Here is an 18631-nt window from a genome sequence, read left to right as displayed (position 1 = left end):
ATGCACGCGCCCGCTTCACTCTCCCCGGTCGTCGTTAATGGCCAGCCGTTTGCCCTGCCGCAAAGCACTTTGGCCAGCGCCACGTTGCTGCACGTGCTGCGCAACGACTTGTCGCTCAACGGCCCCAAATACGGCTGTGGCCTGGGGCAGTGTGGTGCCTGCACGGTTCTGGTGGATGGTATTGCCGCGCGGGCCTGCGTGATCCCGGCGCAGGGCGTGGCAGGCCGCGAGGTGACCACGCTGGAGGGGTTGCCCCGGCGTTGCAGCGTTACCGAGGGACTTCACCCGGTGCAGCAAGCCTTTGTGGATGAGCAGGCCGCGCAGTGCGGCTAYTGCCTGAGCGGCATGGTGATGATGGCCGTGGCCTTGCTGGAGCGCAATCCAGACCCCGATGAAGCCGCCGTGCGCCGCGAGCTGTCGGGCAACCTGTGCCGCTGCGGCACGCATGTCGAAATCATCCGCGCCGTGCTGCGCGCGGCCCAGCTGATGCGCGAGGCCCAGGCATGAGCGCCACACCTGACAACGCCGCGCCTCTGCGCTCCCACAGCCCGCTCACCCGCGCCGACTTCCATGCCGCCCAGGGCGTGCTGTTGGTGGTGCGCAACCCGCCGCCTGCACCGCGGCCCGTCAAGGGCCAGCCCGCGCTCGTGGCGGGCAACCCGGCCGAGGGCGTGGAGATCCTGATCGCCGTGTGGGACGACGGCAGCGTGACCGCACTCAACGGCCATGTGGACCTGGGCACCGGCATCCGCACCGCCCTCGCGCAGATCGTGGCCGAAGAACTCGACGTGCCGCTGGCGCAGGTGAACATGGTGCTGGGCGACACCACACGCGCGCCCAACCAGGGCGCCACCATCGCGAGTGCATCCATCCAGATCCACGCCAAGCCCCTGCGCACCGCTGCCGCGCAGGCACGCCACTGGCTGGTAGCGCAGGCCGCAGAGCGGCTGGGCGTGTCGGTGGAGGCACTGCAGGTGCGTGCGGGTGTGGTGCAGCTCACTGCAGACCCGTCGCGCCACGTGGCCTACGGCACGCTGCTGGCGGGCGCACACACCACGCTGGAGCTGGTGGATGCCACGCCCACCAAGGCGGCGGCTGATTACACCGTGGTCGGCCAGTCCGTGCCGCGTGTGGACATCCCCGCCAAGGTCAGCGGCGAGCTGGTGTTYGTGCACGACATGCGCGTGCCCGGCATGCTGCAYGGCCGYGTGGTGCGCCCGCCGTATGCGGGGGCCGACCATGGCGACTTCATCGGCAACACGCTCGAATCGGTGGACCAGCAGTCCATCGCGCACATCCCCGGCATYCGCGCSGTGGTSGTGATCCGCGACTTYGTGGGCATCGTGGCCGAGCGCGAGGAACAGGCCGAGCAAGCCCTGCGCGAGCTGAAAGTGCACTGGAAGGACTGGCCTGGCTTCCCGCGCCAGGACAGCGCCGAGGCGCTGGAACAAGCCATCCGCGCCAACCCCGCCACGCAGCGCCGCCTGGTGGACGAGGGCGATGTGGATGGCGCCCTGGCCGCGCTGTCTGCCGACGGCCAGCCCATGCCGCGCACCTATGTATGGCCCTACCAGATGCATGGCTCCATCGGCCCATCGTGCGCGGTGGCCGAATGGCGCAGTGATGACAGCACGGGCCGCCAGCGCATGACGGTGTGGGCCGGCACGCAAAACCCCCATGTGCTGCGCGCCGACCTGGCCCGCCTGATGGGCCTGCCCGATGTGGACATCGACCTCATCCGCATGGARGCKGCRGGCTGCTACGGCCGCAACGGCGCCGACGATGTGGCGGCCGATGCCGCGCTGCTCTCGCGCGCCGTCGGTGCGCCGGTGCGCGTGCAGCTCACGCGCGAGCAGGAGCATTTGTGGGAGCCCAAGGGCACGGCGCAGCTCATGCAGGTGCGCGGCGGGCTCAAGGCCGATGGCACCGTGGCGGCGTACGACTTTGAAACGTCCTACCCGTCCAACGGCGCGCCCACGCTGGCCCTGCTGCTCACCCGCACCATCGAGCCCGTGGCCCAGGCCTACGAGATGGGCGACCGCACCGCGCGCCCGCCCTACCAGTACGACAACCTGCGCGTGGCCGTCAACGACATGCCGCCCATCGTGCGCGCATCGTGGTTGCGGGGCGTGTCGGCCCTGCCCAATTCGTTTGCGCACGAATCCTATGTGGACGAGCTGGCGACAGCGGCGGGCGTGGACCCGGTGCAGTTTCGCTTGCAGTTGCTGAACGACCCGCGCGCTGCCGAGCTGGTGCAGGCCACGGCCGAAAAGGCGGGCTGGATTCGCCGCACCGGCCCGCAGCAGCGCCCCTTGGAGGGTGACAACAAAGGTGAGTGGGTCCAAGGCCAGGGTTTTGCCTACGCCCGCTACATCCACAGCAAATGGCCCGGCTTTGGTGCCGCCTGGGCGGCCTGGGTGGCCGATGTGGAGGTCAACAAAAGGACCGGCGAGGTGCATGTGCGCCGCGTGGTGGTGGGGCACGATGCGGGCCTGATGGTGAACCCCGCCGGTGTGGAGCAGCAGGTGCACGGCAACGTGCTGCAGACCACCAGCCGCGCGCTCAAGGAGCAGGTGACGTTCGAGCCCGTCAAGCAGGCCGTGGACAACCGCGARTGGGGCAGCTACCCSATCMTSARYTTCCGCGASGTGCCGGTSATCGAGGTCATGCACATGCCCCGGCAGGACGAGGCGCCGCTGGGCTCGGGCGAGTCGTCGTCCGTGCCGGGCACGGCAGCGATTGCCAACGCGATTTTTGACGCCACGGGCGTGCGCTTTCGCGCGCCGCCGTTCACGCCCGAGGTGGTGCGCGCCGGGCTCAACCCCTTGCCCGGCGGCGCAGGCGAGGCGGCTGCAGGCAGCACCGCACCCACCGAGCAGGCCGAGGTTTTGCCCACGCTGGAGCTGCCCGCACCCACCGTGCCCGCCAGCGCCACATGGCCCACCCAGCGCAGCGCCTGGGCGCGCGCCCTGGCCCTGGCCGCTGGTGGCATCGCCATGGGCGCCGCGCTGCTGGGCTGGCGCCCCTCCATCGCGCCCGTGGTGCAGACGGCGGGTGCATCGGTCTACAACGCCGCCACCATCGAGCGGGGCCGCCTGCTGGCCGCTGCGGGCGACTGCGTGGTGTGCCACACCGCCCCCGGCGGCACGCTCAACACGGGCGGCCGCGCCATGGAAACGCCCTTCGGCAAGGTCTACACCACCAACCTCACGCCCGACGCCGAGACGGGCATCGGCCAGTGGTCCTTCAGCGCCTTCCAGCGCGCCATGCGCGAAGGCATCTCGCGCGACGGCAAACACCTGTACCCCGCGTTCCCGTACACGTCGTTCGCCAAGATGAGCGACGACGACCTCACCGCGCTGTACGCCTACCTCATGGCGCAGCCCGCCGTGCGGGCCGAGGTGCCGAAGACCGAGTTGACCTTCCCGTTCAGCGTGCGCCCCCTCATGGCGGGCTGGAACGCGCTGTTCCACGACGCGACCCCGTTCAAGCCCGACCCGACCCGCCCGCCCGAATGGAACCGCGGCGCCTACCTGGTGCAGGGCGTGGGCCACTGCGGCGCCTGCCACACGCCGCGCAATGCGCTGGGCGCCGAGCTGGGCGGGGCTGCGTTCCTCTCGGGCACCATGGTGGATGGCTGGGAGGCGCCTGCGCTCACCGGCCTGTCGAAGGCGCCCGTGCCCTGGACGGCCGATTCTTTGTATGGCTACCTGCGCCACGGCCACAGCCCGCAGCACGGCAGCGCCTCCGGCCCAATGGCGCCTGTGGTGCGCGAGCTGGCCCACTTGCCGGACGAAGACATCCGCGCCATGGCGGGCTACCTGGCCTCGTTCACCGGTAAGGACGTGGCTACCCAGCCAGCCACCCTGCCAGTGTCTGACCCGCAGCAGCGCGCCCAAACCGCTGTGGCCCAGGCCGCTGCGCTGGCCCCGCAGCCCGGCCAGGCCCAGCGGCTGTTCGACGGTGCCTGCGCCGCCTGCCACCACGACGGCGACGGCCCGCGCCTGCTGGGCGTGAACGTGCCCCTGGCGCTCAACAGCAACCTGCACAGCGACCGGCCCGACAACCTGCTGCAGGTCATCGTGCACGGCATCCGAGAGCCCGCCGCGCGGGACATCGGCTTCATGCCCGGATTTGGCCACGCGCTCAGCGACGCGCAGATCACCGAGCTGGCGGGCTACATGCGCCAGCGCTACGCACCGGGCCGCCCGGCGTGGCGCGATGTGCCCGAGGCGCTGGCCCGTGTGCGGGCGGGGCCCGCACATCCGTAGCCTGACGATCTCGCAGGCCCCTCTGGGCGATCGTCAGCACGGTTTTGGAGCCTTGTGGTGCTGAGGCGCTAGTGGAATATGCGCAATCTGCTATCAAAAATAGAGCGACCGTAGGTGCAGTGTTCGGCCCGACAATCGGGCTTCACCACGCCCTGACACCATGACAGCTGCCGCTCCCTTGCCATCGCACAGCGCTTTGCGCACCCCGCACCGGCGTGTGCAGCGCATCGGCGGCGCCGCAACGCTGGCCCTGTGTTGCCTGGCCCTCACGGCCTGCGGGCCGGATGTGCAGGGGTCGCCCAAGCCGCCCCCGGCGTTTGGCCCCGTGCAGAGCAGCTGGTTCGGCTGCCCGTCCTTGCAAGGGGTGTACGCCTGGCCGCCGGTGGAGCCCGGTGGTGTGCGGGGCAGCCTGCCGTTTTTCACCGGCTCGGCCGAGATGCAGGTCTGGGTGCAGCAGCAGCGCGGCGAAACCACGCTGCGCACGCGCACCGTCAACCGCGCGCGCAACGTGCGCACCTCGCTCACCCGGCAGTGGAGCCTCGTCACCTACAGCGGCGCGCAGGCCCGCTGCAGCTCCGGCATGCTCGACCTGGTCCCGCAGACCGTGTCGCCGGACAAGGAGCCTGGGGCCTCGGGCGTGCTGCAGGGTTTCAGGCTGGCGCTGCTCAAGGATGGCGGGCTGGCCGTGGGCAAGCGCACCGTCAGCACGGGCAACAAGGGCTCGTACTTCTCGTGGGGTGGGCAGTCCTACGGCAGCTACGACGCGCCCGATGTGGAGACCTGGACCTGGTTCAAGTTGGCCCGCACCGCTGCGGGGGACAGCGAGCCACCGGTCATCGACGCCTACGTGCCCGGGGCCACCTCGCCTTAGGCTTTTTGCTTGTAGAGCGGCGCGCGAAAAAGGCCGCGAACTTCCCCGTTTATTGCGCCACCGCCTGCGCCGCCTCCTCGGCACAGTGGCATCGGGGCTTGGTCCATGGTGGGGCAGGCCCGGTCGCCCGCCTCTTTTTGTCGTGGCTGGCGCCCATGTCATCGGCCAGCCCCTGCGGCGGCCGCCCACTGTTGCCGTTCAAGGAGAAGACCATGCCCGCTAGCGAAATTGAAATCCACGCGATCGTGCTGCGACTGCTGCGTGAAGGCTATGCCGCCCTGACCGCCGCCCAACGCCGGGTGGTGGACACGCTGATGGCGGTGTGCTGACGCCTGCCTGCGGCTGTTCGAGGGCCCCACGGGGCTGTTTGCGATTCTCTTGAAGCCTTTTGGGCCGGATGCGCTAGTGCTGATTGCCTGAATAGCTATCAAAAATGTAGTGACTGCAGCTCGGCCTGCATCGCCTGCGCAATCAGGCGCATGTCGCCGTCGCTCACGGCAAACAACCCAAAGCGGAACTTGCTGCCCCAGCGCTGGCGGTCGTCCACAAACTCCAGCGCGTCCAGCAGCGGCGCAATCGCCGCCTCACGTGCAGGCACATAGGCCACATCCCGCCGCGACGGCACAAACCCACCGCCCATGTCAAACGCATACGGCGCGCCCGGCAACACGATGCCGATGGAGACAAACGCCTGCAGCCGGTCCTTGCCGCCCATCGTGACGGTGGGCGCGTAGTACGCCACGCGGTCGCCGGGGCGTATGCGCTGCAGCGGCGCCACCTTGCCATGGCACACCTGCATGTAGCCCGCGCCCGGCGTGGCGCAGCCCCGGCGGGCGTGCTGGGCGCAGGCCACGGCGATCCAGTTGCGGCGCGTGGCGGCCGCAGAGGTCGCTGCCAAAACAGGCATGTCGCTGCGCGCAGGCGCGGCATCCGGCCAAAGGGGGTGTTGCAGCACGGCGTCGGTCATGAGAATAGCTCCGGGTCAAAGAAGCCACCGATGGTGCTGGCCTGCTGCTGACACCACAGTGTCAGTACCTTTGCAGCATCCCTGTCAGCACCGTACAAGCCTCAGACCAACTGCCCCCACTGCCACAACGCAAACCCGCCCAGCAGCAGGGCGGATGCCCGGTTGATGCGCTGGCGCCAGGCGGGCGTAAAGCGCTGCCGCTGGTAGGCAATCGCGCCGGTCAGCAGCAGCCACCAGGCGGCAGAACCCACCAGCACGCCCGCCACCATCCACAGCGGCGACGGCAGGTTGGGCCGGCCGCCGCCCAGCGAGCCAAACACCGCAATGAACGACACGATGGTGGCCGGGTTGGCCAGCGTCAGCGCAAATGTGCCTGCCGCCAGGCCCAGCAGGCCCCGCGCATCGCGCGCCGGGGCGGCGGTGTGGGCCACGGGCGCGTGCCAGGTGCGCCAGGCCAGCACCAGCAGCAGTGCGCCGCCGCCCAGCGCCAGCGGCGTCCTGGCCTGCGTCAGCCCATCGATGAGCCAGCGCACGCTGAAAGCGCCCACGGCGCCATACACCGCATCGGCCGCAGCCGCGCCCAGGCCGGTGGCCAGCCCGGCTGCCAGGCCCCGCTCCAGGGTGCGTTGCATCGTCAGCAGGCCAATGGGGCCCACAGGGGCCGCAATGAGCACGCCGATGACGGCGGCTTGCAGAAACACGGTGATTGAAGTGAAGTCCATGCACCGATGCTAGGGCGGCGTCTGGCGGTGGAGAATGCAGAAAATTCGGCGAATCCAGATTTAGGTTTCGCTTTTTTCTGTGCCAACCGATAAAGGCTTGTATGGAAGTCGATGACAAAGCCTGGCGCCTGATCAGCGCGCTGCAGGCCGATGGCCGCGCCTCGCTCAAGGAACTGGCCGAGGCCGTGGGCCTGTCAGTGCCCGCCACGCTGGAGCGTCTGCGGCGTTTGCAGGAAGTGGGCGTGGTGCGTGGCGTGCATGCCGACATCGACCCCGCCAAGGTCGGCTACGGCGTGCGCGCCGTGGTGGGCATCAACGTGCCGCAGCCCGGCAAGAAGGCGCTGATCGACAAGCTGCGCCAGTCGCCCCAGGTGCTCGAATGCCACCACGTCAGCGGCAACGACTCGTATGTGATGCAGGTCGTGGCGCGCGATCTGCCCGATCTGGAGCGCTTTCTGGGCGACATCAACGGCTATGGCGAAACACGCACGTCCATCGTGTTCTCCACTCCCATCCCGCTGCGCGGCCTGGCCCGCCCGGAGGCGGGCTGACCCACCCCTCAGAACGTGATCTTTACCGACGCCGCACTGCGCTGCGCGTCGCCATGGAACACCGCCTCGATGTTGTTGCCATCCGGGTCCAGAACAAAGGCGGCGTAGTAGCCGGGGTGGTAAGCCCGCTCGCCCGGCGCGCCGTTGTCGGTGCCGCCGTGGGCCAGCGCAGCTTGGTAGAACGCATCCACCATCGCCCGGTCCCGGGCCTGAAACGCCAGGTGGTGGCGGCCTGTCAGGTGGCCCTGCGCGGCAGGGCTGTCGGCCGACGACACAAACAGCTCGTCGGCCCAGAAGTAGCCTTCGTCCGCCCCGCCCATGGGCACCTGCAGGGCCTGCAGCACCGCCGTGTAGAAGGCCTGGCTGGCCGCCAGGTCGCGCACGACCAGTTGCACATGGTCAAACAGCCTGCCCCGGTGGATTTCTTGCGCTTCCATGCTGTGCTCCTTTCGTAGACCGTCGGTGCGTTCTGGCTTCAAGCCAGCGCGTGCAGACCCACGCGGTTGCCATCCAGGTCATGGATGTGCGCAAAGAAGCCCATTCCCGGCGGCAGCGCCTGGCGCGGCAGGGCCACGCGGCCGCCCTGGGCCACCGCGCGGTCCAGCGCGGCGTCGAGCGAGGGCGATGCGTCCAGGTACACCAGCGTGCCGCTGCCCGACACCTGGGGCGCCGTGGGGCCCATCATCAGCGCGCCGCCTGCACCATCGGCTTCGGGGTCGTAGGCAAACACGGCGCCTTCGCTCGGGCCCATGTTCTCGCGGCGCATGGGCTGGCCCAGCACGGCTTCGTAGAAGGCCTGGGCGCGGTCCAGCTGGGTGGTGGGGATCTCAAACCAGGCGATGGCATTTTTCATGGGGGCTCCTTGTGTGTGAAAGAAAGAATCAACGAACAGACAAACAAACGAAGCCCCGATGGTGAGCGGGGGCTGCTGACAGCGGAGTGTCAGCAGCCTGTCACCCCGCATCACATTGCCGGAGCGGGCGCTGACGCCGCCACCTGCGCCCGAAACGCACGCGGTGACAGCCCCGCATCGCGCGTGAAGGCGCGGGTGAAGTACGCCGGGTCGGCATAGCCCAGCGTGTAGGCAATGGTGGCCACGCCCAGGTGGGTGTAGGCCAGGTTGCGCCGCGCCTCGCGCATCAGGCGCGCCTCAATCAGCCGCTGGGCCGACACGCCCGTGGCAGCACGCGCCACGCGGCTCAGGTGCGTGGGCGACACCGCCAGCGCCCGCGCGTAGTCGGCCACCTGCCAGTGCTCCAGAAAATGCGCCTCGATCAGCGCCTCCAGCCGCTGCACCAGGCTGGACTCTGGCGCGTGGGTGTCGTCCGGGCTGTGCTCTTCCATCGCGCGCGCCACCCAGCCCAGCAGCGTGGCGCTCAGGCCCCGCAGCACCAGCGCACGCGCCTTGGCACGGCCCGAGAACTCCTGCCAGACCTGGCCCATGGCCTGGTGCAGCTCTGGCGGCGCAGGCGCCACAGCGGGCCGCGCCAGGTCGCGCCGCACATCGCCCACGCGCACAAAAATCTCGTCCATCAATTCATCCGCCAGCGTGGCCACCCAGCCCTGCGTGTGCTGCGTAAAGCGGAATGCGTGCACATGCCCCTGCGGCACGTTGATGAGCGCCCCGGCAAACAGCGCAATCCGCTCGCCATCCAGGTGCGCCACGCCCCCGCCCGAGGTGATCAGCAGCACCTGGTGCAGCCGCGTGTGCCGGTGCGGCGCCAGCTCCCAGTCGTGCAGCGCCGACCGCTCGGCAATCGTCTCGCAGTGCAGCACATCGGGCAGGTGCTGCGACTCGCCGAACAGGCTGTACGAGTGGATGGTTCCGATGTTCGAAAAGTGCATGTTCTGGCTCCATCCGTCCATTCAACGCGGCGACTGTGCCACGTATCTTTGGGTGGTCGTTTTGACCCATGTCATCAACCCAACAGAGCGGCTCACACAACTCAGCGAAGCGCCCTGGCCAGGCGTCCTGCCGCAGACAGTACAAGTAGTACGGCAAGGCGGGACAACAACGCCAGGGGAGTTTTGTGAGTCGCTCGCCACAAAGGAGACACCATGAAAACCCAGGTTTGCATCATCGGCGGAGGCCCCTCGGGCCTCATGCTCTCGCAGCTCTTGCACCTCAAGGGCATCGACACCATCGTGCTGGAGCGCCAAAGCCGTGAATACGTGCTGGGCCGCATCCGCGCCGGCGTGCTGGAGCATGGCTTTGCCGCGCTGATGCGCGAAGCCCAGTGCGGCGAGCGCATGGACCGTGAAGGCGAGATCCACGACGGCTTCATCATTGCCCACGACGGCCAAATGAACCGGGTCGATTTGCACAAGTACAGCGGCGGCAGCTCCGTAGTGGTCTACGGCCAGACCGAGCTGACGCGCGACCTGTACGAAGCACGCGACCGCATGAAGGGCATCGTCATCCACAACGCCGAAGACGTGCAGCCGCACGACCTGAAAAGCGCCAACCCGTATGTGACCTACCGCAGTGGCGACGAGGTGGTGCGCATCGACTGCGACTTCGTCATCGGCGCCGACGGCTTCCACGGCGTGAGCCGCAAGTCCATTCCGCGCGACGTGCTCAAAGAGTATGAAAAGGTCTACCCCTTCGGCTGGCTGGGCGTGCTCTCGCGCACCAAGCCCGTCTCGCCCGAGCTGATCTACGCCAAGCACGAACGCGGCTTTGCGCTGTGCTCGCTGCGCTCGCAGGTGCTGAGCCGCTACTACATCCAGGTGCCGCTGACCGACAACGTGGAAGACTGGTCTGACGAAGCCTTCTGGGCCGAGCTGAAACGCCGCCTGCCCGCCGAGGTGGCCGCACAGCTCACCACCGGCCCATCCATCGAAAAGTCCATCGCCCCCCTGCGCTCCTTCGTGGCTGAGCCCATGCGCTACGGCAACCTGTTCCTGGCGGGTGACGCCGCCCACATTGTGCCGCCCACCGGCGCACGGGGCCTGAACAGCGCGGCGTCCGACATCTACTACCTGTACCACGCCATGGTGGCGCACTACAAGGATGGCGACAGCACCGGCCTCGACAAATACTCCGAAAAAGCCCTGGCCCGCGTGTGGAAGGCCCAGCGCTTCTCGTGGTGGATGACGACCATGCTGCACACCTTCCCCGAGTCGCTGGCCTACGACCAGAAGCTGCAGGACACGGACCTGGCGTACCTCTTCTCGTCCGAGAAGGCGCTCGGCTCGCTGGCAGAAAACTACGTGGGGTTGCCGTTCTGAGCGCCTGGCAGTAGCGCTGCCGCCCAATCCAAGGCCTGCATGGGGTTCTCTCATGCAGGCTTTTTCTTATGGGGATGCCTAGTTGGCGTTGCTCGCAATCGGCGCTCCGTCTGCTCACGCGGCGCACCCTACGGCCTGCGCATTGCGGCTCCATGCGGCCCTCATGACAACTCCGCTTTCCATGCAGCCGCCCTGCACGGCAATTGCCATCTGCTACGGAAAATTTAGGCAGAACTGATGCTTACGCCCGCACAGCAGGCCCGATAGCATCACACCAAGTTTTCAGATCATTGGCCCCGTGCTGTCGATGTGCAATTCGACGATGGCTTGAACACGATGAAGCTGCTGACGCAGCGTTTTGAGGCAGTGCACTGGCCGGTAGCGGGTGCCCATCAACAACTAGGAAAGCCATCAAAAATGGATTGGGTCCCGATAGTCTTCATCACCTTCAAGGTGCTCGTGTTTGGTACCTGCATGTTCTACGCCATCAAGTGGCATCACGACCAAGGGAAGAAGGCGAAAGAAGAGGCCGGCAGATCGCCAATGCCAACGGAACGCACGCCGGGCACGGGGGAGTAGGCAGCTAACGCCCTGCGATGGTCGGCGGAGCATCGGACTTCTATCTACCTGCACCACGCCATGGTGGTCCGCTACCAGAAAAACGGCGATCGTGCGAGGCTCGATAAATACTCCGAAAAGGCTCTGGCCCACGCTTCTCGTGGAGGCATGGCGACCATGCCGCGCACCGTCCCCGAATCGCTGGCGTATGACCAGAAGCTGCACGACATGGATCTGGCGTCTACGGTCGGAAGCTGCGCACTTGAATGAAGCTTAGAGCGCCTTGTGCAAACGGAAGCAGTTCAGCGTCAGTTACCTCATTCCGCGGATAGCCACCGGAAGTATCGTGATGAAAGGCTGACGCAAAGTCATTGAAGCTAACAAGTTCGGCGCGAAGCGGTTGCAGCTTCACTAACGGATGGGGAGCTGTGGCTGTCCTGACCAACTCAAGCATTTCGCCCACTGTCTGTCCTTCCTTGAACTTCTTCGGGAAGCAACGGTGTAAGTGGCCTTCGACTAGCAAGCGGAGAGCCTTAGCGACCTCTAATCGGTCGATACCCGCCTCGGCAGCGATGTATCGCTCCACCAAAACATAGTGCTTGTAGTACTCGGAACTACAGTAGTCATCAAGGTCGAAGCTACCGTCTAAGTAGCTGAGGTCTTGCGCGTCACGTTGCAGAGCAAGTTCAACCGACTCAGCCAGGTTTTTTTTCGTGGCCCGTTTCTTCAGCTCTCGTAAGAAGTGGGCGTCATGCCCGAGCGCAATTACCTGAGAGCACTCAGTGAGCATTCGAAGGACGGCTTCGATAGTGTTGTGTCTACGATGCTTGTCAAGACTCGTGAATACATCGTCCAGCACAACGACAGCGCCCGCTTTGTTCGGGTCTGCAAAGAGCTTTGCTAGGAAGAATGCAAAGGCCAGTGTTCGCTTATCGCCCTCACTGAGAGCTGAATGGAACGACATGTCGCCACCGCCTCTGGGGCCAACCTTCACCGTCGCACCGCGAACCCTGAGAACGTACTCTGAACGGGCCGGTCCGCCGACGTAAGTGGTAGCCAGATTTTCGACCTTGAATGGTGCTGCAAACTTGGTGAGCCAGTCGTTGATTGCAGACTGAAACTTCGTCAAGGTCTCAGACATTACCTTTTCTAGTTCAACACGTGCTGCGTTCTTTGCCTTCTCTGCAGCTTTGTGAGCTTCGCGAGCTGTCCTGTAGTCTTCTACGCGCTCAATAGCATCTGGTTCATATCGGTTTTTACGAATCAAGAGTCCCTTGCGTTTCTTCTCCAGCTCTGACACGTTAGGCGCCGACATTCTCCGCTTGTACTCCTCCAGCTTGTGGTTGTGCGCTTCAACTGTTTTGTTGTACCTTTCGCTCTGCTCCACGACCTTTGAAAGCGCGGCCTTCGTAGCATCGAGTGCTGAGATGTCGATAGTCGAGTGGGGAGCGTCAACTTTTGCTTGAGCGAGGCCGCGCAGCGTAGCCTTCGCAGCTTTCAGCACCGCGTTAGCTCCCTCCAAATCCAAGGGAGGAAGTCGGTCTAGTTCTAGACTTTCTGACCATAACTCCGCGACGCTCTGGTTCGCCTCAAGCGTTCCTACCCATTGAATGAGTTGTCTATCGCCCACTTGGCGATTGATGTCAAGCTGGAGGTTCGCTACACGGCTCAGGTGTGCCGTGTATTCCCCGTCGAAGTACTCTCTGTAGGACTTGAGTAGATCCACGTCGGATGTCTTCTGACCACAGAAGGGGCACTCCTGATCAGGCATGTGGCGTAGCCCCTCGGCAACCCAGCGCTCAGTCTCGGCGCCGTTGTGCTTGGCAAAGTGTGCCTTGGCCTCCTGCTCGGCCTTGATAGCCAAACTGCTGAATGAGCCAACTAAGACCTCTTCGATATCGGACAGGTCAAACGAGGGGACAGGAACAGTTCTGAAGGACGAGCGGGTTGCAATTCGCGAGGAGGCGCGAGCCTCGCTGATTTCCTTGTCTACCGTCTCAAGTTGAGCCTCAACGTCTTTAAGTGACTCTAGCCTAATGAACTCCTCGACACTTAGTTCGCCTCGATACCCAGCCAGCGCAGCTTCAGCGGCAGCGAGCTTCGTTGAGCACTCCTTTTGTGCTGTTCCGAGCTGTTCATATTTGGCACGCTCCACCACGGCGGCTTGCCCCAATGCTAGGTTTAAGAGCGACTCGCGCTGCTCCGGCAGGACTTCACCCTGAGCGTAGATGTTTCTCTCAACGAAGGTCTGATTGAAGACGTGTAGATTGGGCTTGGCCCCAGACCAGCCCGCCGCTGAAAACTCAGCATTGAAGGCCGCCGTCCCAGGGGGGGAAAAGCGCATAACGACCTTCTGATCAGCGGTGCTTCCAAATGTTTTGCGGCTTTTCAGTTCATCAGCATCGGTGTTCGCGCAGGCAAGCAATACAGAGGATAGAGTTGACTTCCCTCTTGCGTTATCGGCATATATGAGCGCAAGTTTCTTGAGGGTCGAGACCTTCTGCACGGCGCTTTTGAATACACCGCGTTTTCGATGCTGATGATTCGTTCTAACACTTCTTGGCTCCTCCCATGAAGATGTGTGGCAAGCCTTTGAAATGTAACAATCTTGTGAGATTGAGCTCGTCGCTAACCATCTAGTCTTGATCTGTGGCGCGCAGAACAAAAAAGCCCGGCACAAGCCGGGCTTCCCACTTTCAGGTGGCCATCACTTGCAGCTGAAACTGCTTGCGCTCTCCACATCCCCCGTGCCGTTGTAACGCGCCACCTTGGGGTACACGCACAGTGGCCGGGTGCGGTTGGCAGACCAGCTGGCGGGCAGCTCGGTGTTGACCACGTTGGCGCCTGCGCCGCGTGCCTTTGCCGTCACGCTGTCGGGGGCCTTGCCTTGTTCCACCCACGCCACCAGCGGGGCCAGCATGTCGAACTGGTCGGTGGCGGGGCCGCCGGAGCAGTGGTTCATGCCGGGCACCAGGAACAGGCGGGCAAAGGCGTCGGCCTTGCCGCGGTGGTTGGCCTGCAGGCGGTCCATCCAGTTGGCGGTGTCCATGGGCGAGAACACGCCGTCGGCCACGCCGTGGAAGACGATCATCTTGGCGCCCCGGTTCTTCAGGGCGCTCAGGTCGGCTTCGTTGGGCGGGGTCATGTACGACCAGGGCGACTCGGTGTAGGTGGTGTTGGTGGCGAACATCTTGGGGTAGTCGGTCTCCATGCTGAAGTTCAGCGCGTACTGCATGCCGGGGATGGCGGTGAATGCGGCCACGCTGGATGGGGGCGACGTGAAGATGAAGGCCACTGCACCTGCGTCGCGCGTGGCGGGCGCGCCAAAGTGCCACGATGCAAAGTTGGCGCCCGCAACGCCGGGGTCCCACCAAGTGCCGGTGTACAGCGCCTCGCCCTTGCTGTTCTTGGGGCCCGCAAAGATGCTGGCCAGCACGCCCTTTTGCTCGCTGGTGATGCAGCTGCCGTCGCGCGCGCCGSTGCAGGWGGGCACGTCGGTCTGCAGGTTGAAGGCGGCCTGGCAGGCGGCCACGTCATTGACCTGGCCGTCGGCCACGCCGTCCAGCGCGTCGCACTTGGCGACGATCTTGCTGCTGATGAGTTTGAACTCGGCCGGGCTCACGGCGGTGTTCAGGTCGGGCAGCCCGGTGGTGGCGTCTTTGGTGGACACCTTGGCGTATTGCTGGGCTTTCCACAGTTGCGTGGTGGCGGCCTTGGGCAGGTGAAAGCCGGGGTTGCCCGCCAGGATGCCGTCGTACTGGTCGGCATAGCGCGATGCGCCCACCATGGCGTGGCGGCCGCCGTTGGAGCAGCCGGCCAGGTACGAGCGGTCGGGCGCCTTGCCGTAGGCGCTCTTGATGAGGTTCTTGGCCATGGGGGTGAGGGTGCCCACGGCCTGGTAGCCGTAGTCCAGCCGGGCTTGCGGGTCCACGCCAAAGAAGGGCGTGGGTGCGCCATGGCCTGCGTCAGAACTGAGCACTGCAAAGCCTTGCACCAGGCCGGGTGCCACGGGTGCGGCGCCGCTGACCGAGCCCAGCGCGGTGACCACGCTACCGTCCAGGCCGCCGTTGGCCTGGTGCAGAAAGCGGCCGTTCCACTCCACGGGCAGGCGCATTTCAAAACCAATGGCGTAGCTGGCGCCGTCCACCGGGCCGGTGCGCTCTTTCATCTTGCCTTTGACGAGGCAGTGCGCGGGCGCCTGGGTGGTCACGCCCTGCACGGTGATGGGGCCTGCGGGCACCTGTTCGGCCGAGGTGATGCGCGTGTCGGGCAACGCCAGGCTGCTGGCCAGCGTGGCGCACGACTGCAGGGTGGCCGGTGTGGCGGCGGAGAGCTGGGGCAGGGCGGCGTCGGACGAGCCGCCACAGCCCATGAGCAAGGCAGCAGCCGCCGCCGAGATCGCCAGGGGGTGGTGGGCACGCATCCGGTTTCTTCTCATCTTCAAGCGCATGGTGTTGTCTCCAGTGGTTTTTTTGAGGCGCAAGGAACCCCGCAACGTGGCCTCAACACGCTGTGGGTGGGAGATGGATGAAGCTTGTGTTTTGCTACTGAATCAGGAGCTGCTCGTGCATATAAATCATGCGCTTGCGGCCTCCTGGGGCCTGAATTCAAACGCCTGGGCAATGCGCTGGCGCAGGATGGTGGTGCGCAGATCGAACTCGGGCAGCACCCATTGGGCGAAGGCCTGGGCGGGTGGGGTCCAGCGGTCTGTGGCGGCCGTGGATTGTTCCGCGCGGTGGGGGCGTGCGGCGCCGATCTGGGCCCAGGCCCATTCCAGCAGCACCAGCGCTACGGCGCGCAGGTAGTCGTCGGCCACCCAGTAGGGCAGCTCGGGGTCGGACTGGGCGGCAATCGCCAGGGTCTGCGTGATCTCCACCAGGGCATGGCGGCGTGCGCTGGCAGCGGCGCTGGGGGCTGCGCCGGGCAGTGTGGTCAGCAGCGTTGCCAGGCCTTGGCCGCCRTCGGSCAGCACCTTGCGCACCAGCAGGTCGATGGCCTGGATCTCGTTGGTGCCCTCGTAGATCATGGCCACGCGCGCGTCGCGCACGATCTGCTCGATGCCCCATTCACGCACATAGCCGTGGCCGCCAAACACCTGTAGGCAGGCGCTGGCGCCGTGGAAGGCCTGGTCGGTGAGTGCAGCCTTGAGCACGGGCGTGACCAGCGCGCACCAGCGCTGCGCGGCGGCGCGTTCACCCGCGTCGGTGCTGTGTTTGGCCACATCGAGTTGCAGGGCCGTGTGGTAGGCCAGCACGCGGCCGCCGTCGATCCAGGCGCGCTGTGTGTGCAGGATGCGGCGGATGGCAGGGTGGTCTTGAATGAGGCTGGTGTCCTTGGCGCCGGGCGCGCGCATCTGGCGGCGCTCGGCCGCATAGGTGCTGGCCTTTTGCCACGCGGCTTCCAGCAGGCCGATGCCTTGCAGGCCCACGTGCAGGCGGGCGGCGTTCATCATCACGAACATGGCGTTCAGGCCCTTGTTCGGCTCGCCCACCAGCCAGCCGGTGGCGTCGTCAAAGCGCATCACGCAGGTGGGGCTGCCGTGCAGGCCCATCTTTTCTTCGATGCGCTCGCAGACCACGGCGTTGTGGCTTCCATCCTGAAGAATCTTGGGCACCAGGAACAGCGACAGGCCCTTGGGCCCCGCAGGCGCATCGGGCAGGCGGGCCAGCACCAGGTGCACGATGTTGTCCGTCAGGTCGTGTTCGCCGCCGGAGATAAAAATCTTGCTGCCGTTCACCCGCGCGCTGCCGTCGGGCTGGGGCACACCGCGTGTGCGCACCATTCCCAGGTCGCTGCCCGCATGGGCTTCGGTCAGGCACATGGTGGCCAGCCATTCGCCGGTGGCGACCTTCTCCAGGTACTGCGCCTTCAGGGCATTGCTGGCGTGGTGCTTGATGCATTCGTACGCGCCGTGCAGCAGGCCGGGCGCCATGGTCCAGCCGTGGTTGGCACCGGCCAGCCATTCAAACAGCACACACTCCAGCACCGCAGGCAGGCCCTGGCCGCCATCGTCGGGCGCGCAAGACAGCGACGGCCAGCCCGCCTGCCAGAAGGCCTGGTACGCATCGCGAAAACCTGCGGGGGTGTGCACGCGTCCACCGTCAAAGCGGCAGCCTTCTTCGTCGCCGCTGCGCTGCAGCGGGGCGATGGCGCTGTCCACGAACTTGGCCGCCTCGTCGAGCACCTGGGCCGCCAGGTCGCCGTCGGTATCCGCAAACGGCGCCAGGCCCTGCCAGCGCGTGGGCGCCTTCAGCACGGTGGTCAGCAGGTGCTGGATGTCGGCAAGGGTCTGGCGGGCTTGCATGGTTTGCTCTCTTATTAGTAGCTGTTTGCGCTTGATGGTTGGGCGCTAGCGGCTGTTTCTTCTATTTTTTGCCATGCGGCGGCCCGGACTGGGGTGCCAGTCCGGACCTGCGGCGCAGGGGAAATCAGGACTCTGCGGTGAAGCCGATCTTCTTGATCAGCGGGCCCCAGCTGTCGTACTCGGCCTTTTGCCAGCGGGCCTGTTCTTCAGGGGTGGAGCCATGGGGCATCAGGCCCACGATGGCCAAGCTGTCGATGACCGACTTTTCCTTCAGCGCGGCGTTGATGGCGGCGTTGGCAGCAGCAATCACGGGCTTGGGCGTGGCGGCCGGGGCGTAGAAGCCAAACCATTCTTCAGTGGTCAGCTCAGGGAAGCCCTGTTCGGCAAACGTGGGCACATCCGGCACGTAGATGGAGCGCTTGGGGCCCGAGGTGGCCAGGATGCGCAGCTTGCCTGCCTTGTAGTTGGCGATGAAGTCGCCGTGCGGCGTGACCATGGCAGCCACCTGGCCGCCCACCACGTCCGTCACGCCAGGGATGGAGCCACGGTAGGGCACGTGGCGCAGGTCCACACCGCTGTTGATGCCCAGCAGTGCGCCCAGGAAGTGGGGCGTGGAGCCCGCGCCGGGCGAGCCGTAGCTGGCGTCCTTGGGGTTGGCCTTGGCCCAGGCCAGGAASTCSKKCACSKTCTTCACGCTGGCGGGCACCRYGGGGCCCACGGCCAGGCCGTGGTGCATGATGGCTGCGATCGACACGGGCGCGAAGTCCTTGTCGGTGTAGTTCATCTTGCTGTAGATGTGCGGGTAGTTGGCCAGGGCCGACACCTGTGCCACGGCCAGCACCGAGCCGTCTGCTGGCGCAGCTTTGAGCGTSTCSAGCGCAATGCGSCCGCCCGCGCCGGGCTTGTTTTCCACCACGCCAGGGTTCTTGCTGAACGCGCTGCCAGCCCACTTCTCGGCCACGCGGCGGGCCACGGTGTCGCCCGAGCTGCCGGCGGGGAAGCCGAAGTACACCTTCACCTGGTCCACCTGGGCATGGGCGGCAAAGGGGTGGAAGGCGCCCAGCGCGGCGCTGGCGCCAAGGGCCTGAACGAATTGACGGCGGGTGGTGGTCATGCTGATGTCTCCTGGTGTGTGTCTGACGGAAATCTCGGGGGT

16 protein-coding genes are annotated in these 18631 nt (G+C 65.9%); 7 read left to right on the top strand and 9 right to left on the bottom strand.

Annotated features, from left to right (window positions below; genetic code table 11):
• The 3 genes from AC04MI_RS06345 to AC04MI_RS06335 all read left to right on the top strand — a co-directional run bounded on the left by AC04MI_RS06345 (nt 1) and on the right by AC04MI_RS06335 (nt 5142).
• Complete coding sequence (locus AC04MI_RS06345; RefSeq protein WP_436076578.1) at nt 1-507, top strand: (2Fe-2S)-binding protein; 507 nt, start codon at nt 1-3, stop codon at nt 505-507.
• Nucleotides 504-4271, top strand: coding sequence for a molybdopterin cofactor-binding domain-containing protein (locus AC04MI_RS06340; RefSeq protein ID WP_476497378.1), 3768 nt, complete (start codon nt 504-506; stop codon nt 4269-4271). The genes AC04MI_RS06345 and AC04MI_RS06340 overlap by 4 nt, the downstream gene beginning before the upstream one ends.
• Nucleotides 4272-4431: 160 nt before the next feature.
• Nucleotides 4432-5142 (top strand): hypothetical protein, encoded by a 711-nt coding sequence (locus AC04MI_RS06335; RefSeq protein ID WP_436076576.1) that lies wholly within the window; start codon nt 4432-4434, stop codon nt 5140-5142.
• A gap of 427 nt (nt 5143-5569) precedes the next feature.
• On the opposite strand, the gene AC04MI_RS06330 is transcribed toward AC04MI_RS06335, so the two are convergent.
• Both AC04MI_RS06330 and AC04MI_RS06325 read right to left on the bottom strand, forming a co-directional pair.
• The gene (locus AC04MI_RS06330; RefSeq protein WP_436076575.1) at nt 5570-6109 is read right to left on the bottom strand and encodes an EVE domain-containing protein; all 540 of its coding nucleotides are present in this window, start codon (nt 6107-6109) and stop codon (nt 5570-5572) included.
• A gap of 101 nt (nt 6110-6210) precedes the next feature.
• A complete protein-coding gene (locus AC04MI_RS06325; RefSeq protein ID WP_436076574.1) occupies nt 6211-6831 on the bottom strand; it encodes a LysE family translocator in 621 nt (206 codons plus the stop codon).
• Nucleotides 6832-6932: 101 nt separating this feature from the next.
• Here AC04MI_RS06325 and AC04MI_RS06320 point away from each other — a divergent pair, with 101 nt between their 5' ends.
• Nucleotides 6933-7382 (top strand): Lrp/AsnC family transcriptional regulator, encoded by a 450-nt coding sequence (locus tag AC04MI_RS06320; protein ID WP_121941668.1) that lies wholly within the window; start codon nt 6933-6935, stop codon nt 7380-7382.
• Nucleotides 7383-7390: 8 nt separating this feature from the next.
• Here the strand turns inward: AC04MI_RS06320 and AC04MI_RS06315 are convergent, their stop codons facing one another.
• The 3 genes from AC04MI_RS06315 to AC04MI_RS06305 form a co-directional block, all read right to left on the bottom strand.
• The gene (locus AC04MI_RS06315) at nt 7391-7819 is read right to left on the bottom strand and encodes a VOC family protein (protein WP_436076573.1); all 429 of its coding nucleotides are present in this window, start codon (nt 7817-7819) and stop codon (nt 7391-7393) included.
• Between the two features lie 38 nt (nt 7820-7857).
• Nucleotides 7858-8235 carry a VOC family protein gene (locus AC04MI_RS06310; protein WP_015012067.1) on the bottom strand — a complete coding sequence of 126 codons (378 nt, stop codon included), beginning with the start codon at nt 8233-8235 and terminating at the stop codon, nt 7858-7860.
• A 110-nt stretch (nt 8236-8345) separates the two neighbouring features.
• Complete coding sequence (locus tag AC04MI_RS06305; RefSeq protein ID WP_436076572.1) at nt 8346-9227, bottom strand: helix-turn-helix domain-containing protein; 882 nt, start codon at nt 9225-9227, stop codon at nt 8346-8348.
• Between the two features lie 213 nt (nt 9228-9440).
• Here AC04MI_RS06305 and pobA point away from each other — a divergent pair, with 213 nt between their 5' ends.
• The 3 genes from pobA (at nt 9441) to AC04MI_RS06290 (ending at nt 11441) form a co-directional block, all read left to right on the top strand.
• Entirely contained in the window at nt 9441-10613 is a 1173-nt protein-coding gene (gene pobA, locus AC04MI_RS06300) for a 4-hydroxybenzoate 3-monooxygenase (RefSeq protein ID WP_436076571.1), read from the top strand.
• Nucleotides 10614-10949: 336 nt separating this feature from the next.
• Nucleotides 10950-11192 (top strand): hypothetical protein, encoded by a 243-nt coding sequence (locus AC04MI_RS06295; protein ID WP_436076995.1) that lies wholly within the window; start codon nt 10950-10952, stop codon nt 11190-11192.
• 60 nt (nt 11193-11252) lie between these two features.
• Nucleotides 11253-11441 (top strand): hypothetical protein, encoded by a 189-nt coding sequence (locus tag AC04MI_RS06290; protein WP_436076570.1) that lies wholly within the window; start codon nt 11253-11255, stop codon nt 11439-11441.
• On the opposite strand, the gene AC04MI_RS06285 is transcribed toward AC04MI_RS06290, so the two are convergent.
• The 4 genes from AC04MI_RS06285 to AC04MI_RS06270 all read right to left on the bottom strand — a co-directional run bounded on the left by AC04MI_RS06285 (nt 11413) and on the right by AC04MI_RS06270 (nt 18589).
• On the bottom strand, nt 11413-13836 hold the full coding sequence (locus AC04MI_RS06285) for an AAA family ATPase (protein WP_436076983.1): 2424 nt from the start codon (nt 13834-13836) through the stop codon (nt 11413-11415). The genes AC04MI_RS06290 and AC04MI_RS06285 overlap by 29 nt on opposite strands.
• A 42-nt stretch (nt 13837-13878) precedes the next feature.
• Entirely contained in the window at nt 13879-15594 is a 1716-nt protein-coding gene (locus AC04MI_RS06280) for a tannase/feruloyl esterase family alpha/beta hydrolase (RefSeq protein ID WP_476497376.1), read from the bottom strand.
• Nucleotides 15595-15747: 153 nt separating this feature from the next.
• Entirely contained in the window at nt 15748-17475 is a 1728-nt protein-coding gene (locus tag AC04MI_RS06275) for an acyl-CoA dehydrogenase family protein (protein ID WP_476497375.1), read from the bottom strand.
• Between the two features lie 124 nt (nt 17476-17599).
• Complete coding sequence (locus AC04MI_RS06270) at nt 17600-18589, bottom strand: Bug family tripartite tricarboxylate transporter substrate binding protein (protein ID WP_476497374.1); 990 nt, start codon at nt 18587-18589, stop codon at nt 17600-17602.
• Between the last annotated feature and the right edge of the window lie 42 nt (nt 18590-18631).

The sequence above is a fragment of the Acidovorax sp. LjRoot204 genome (assembly GCF_056175785.1).
The sequence above is the reverse complement of the archived record's forward strand: the minus strand, read 5'-3'. Positions and strand labels throughout refer to the sequence as shown.

Bases quoted from the DNA above. Each gene is read 5' to 3' on its own strand.
- AC04MI_RS06290 (WP_436076570.1), top strand. From the start codon at position 11,253: ATGGTGGTCCGCTACCAGAAAAACGGCGATCGTGCGAGGCTCGATAAA.
- AC04MI_RS06305 (WP_436076572.1), bottom strand. From the start codon at position 9,227: ATGCACTTTTCGAACATCGGAACCATCCACTCGTACAGCCTGTTCGGC.
- AC04MI_RS06295 (WP_436076995.1), top strand. From the start codon at position 10,950: ATGAAGCTGCTGACGCAGCGTTTTGAGGCAGTGCACTGGCCGGTAGCG.
- AC04MI_RS06330 (WP_436076575.1), bottom strand. From the start codon at position 6,109: ATGACCGACGCCGTGCTGCAACACCCCCTTTGGCCGGATGCCGCGCCT.
- AC04MI_RS06325 (WP_436076574.1), bottom strand. From the start codon at position 6,831: ATGGACTTCACTTCAATCACCGTGTTTCTGCAAGCCGCCGTCATCGGC.
- pobA (WP_436076571.1), top strand. From the start codon at position 9,441: ATGAAAACCCAGGTTTGCATCATCGGCGGAGGCCCCTCGGGCCTCATG.
- AC04MI_RS06310 (WP_015012067.1), bottom strand. From the start codon at position 8,235: ATGAAAAATGCCATCGCCTGGTTTGAGATCCCCACCACCCAGCTGGAC.
- AC04MI_RS06320 (WP_121941668.1), top strand. From the start codon at position 6,933: ATGGAAGTCGATGACAAAGCCTGGCGCCTGATCAGCGCGCTGCAGGCC.
- AC04MI_RS06315 (WP_436076573.1), bottom strand. From the start codon at position 7,819: ATGGAAGCGCAAGAAATCCACCGGGGCAGGCTGTTTGACCATGTGCAA.
- AC04MI_RS06335 (WP_436076576.1), top strand. From the start codon at position 4,432: ATGACAGCTGCCGCTCCCTTGCCATCGCACAGCGCTTTGCGCACCCCG.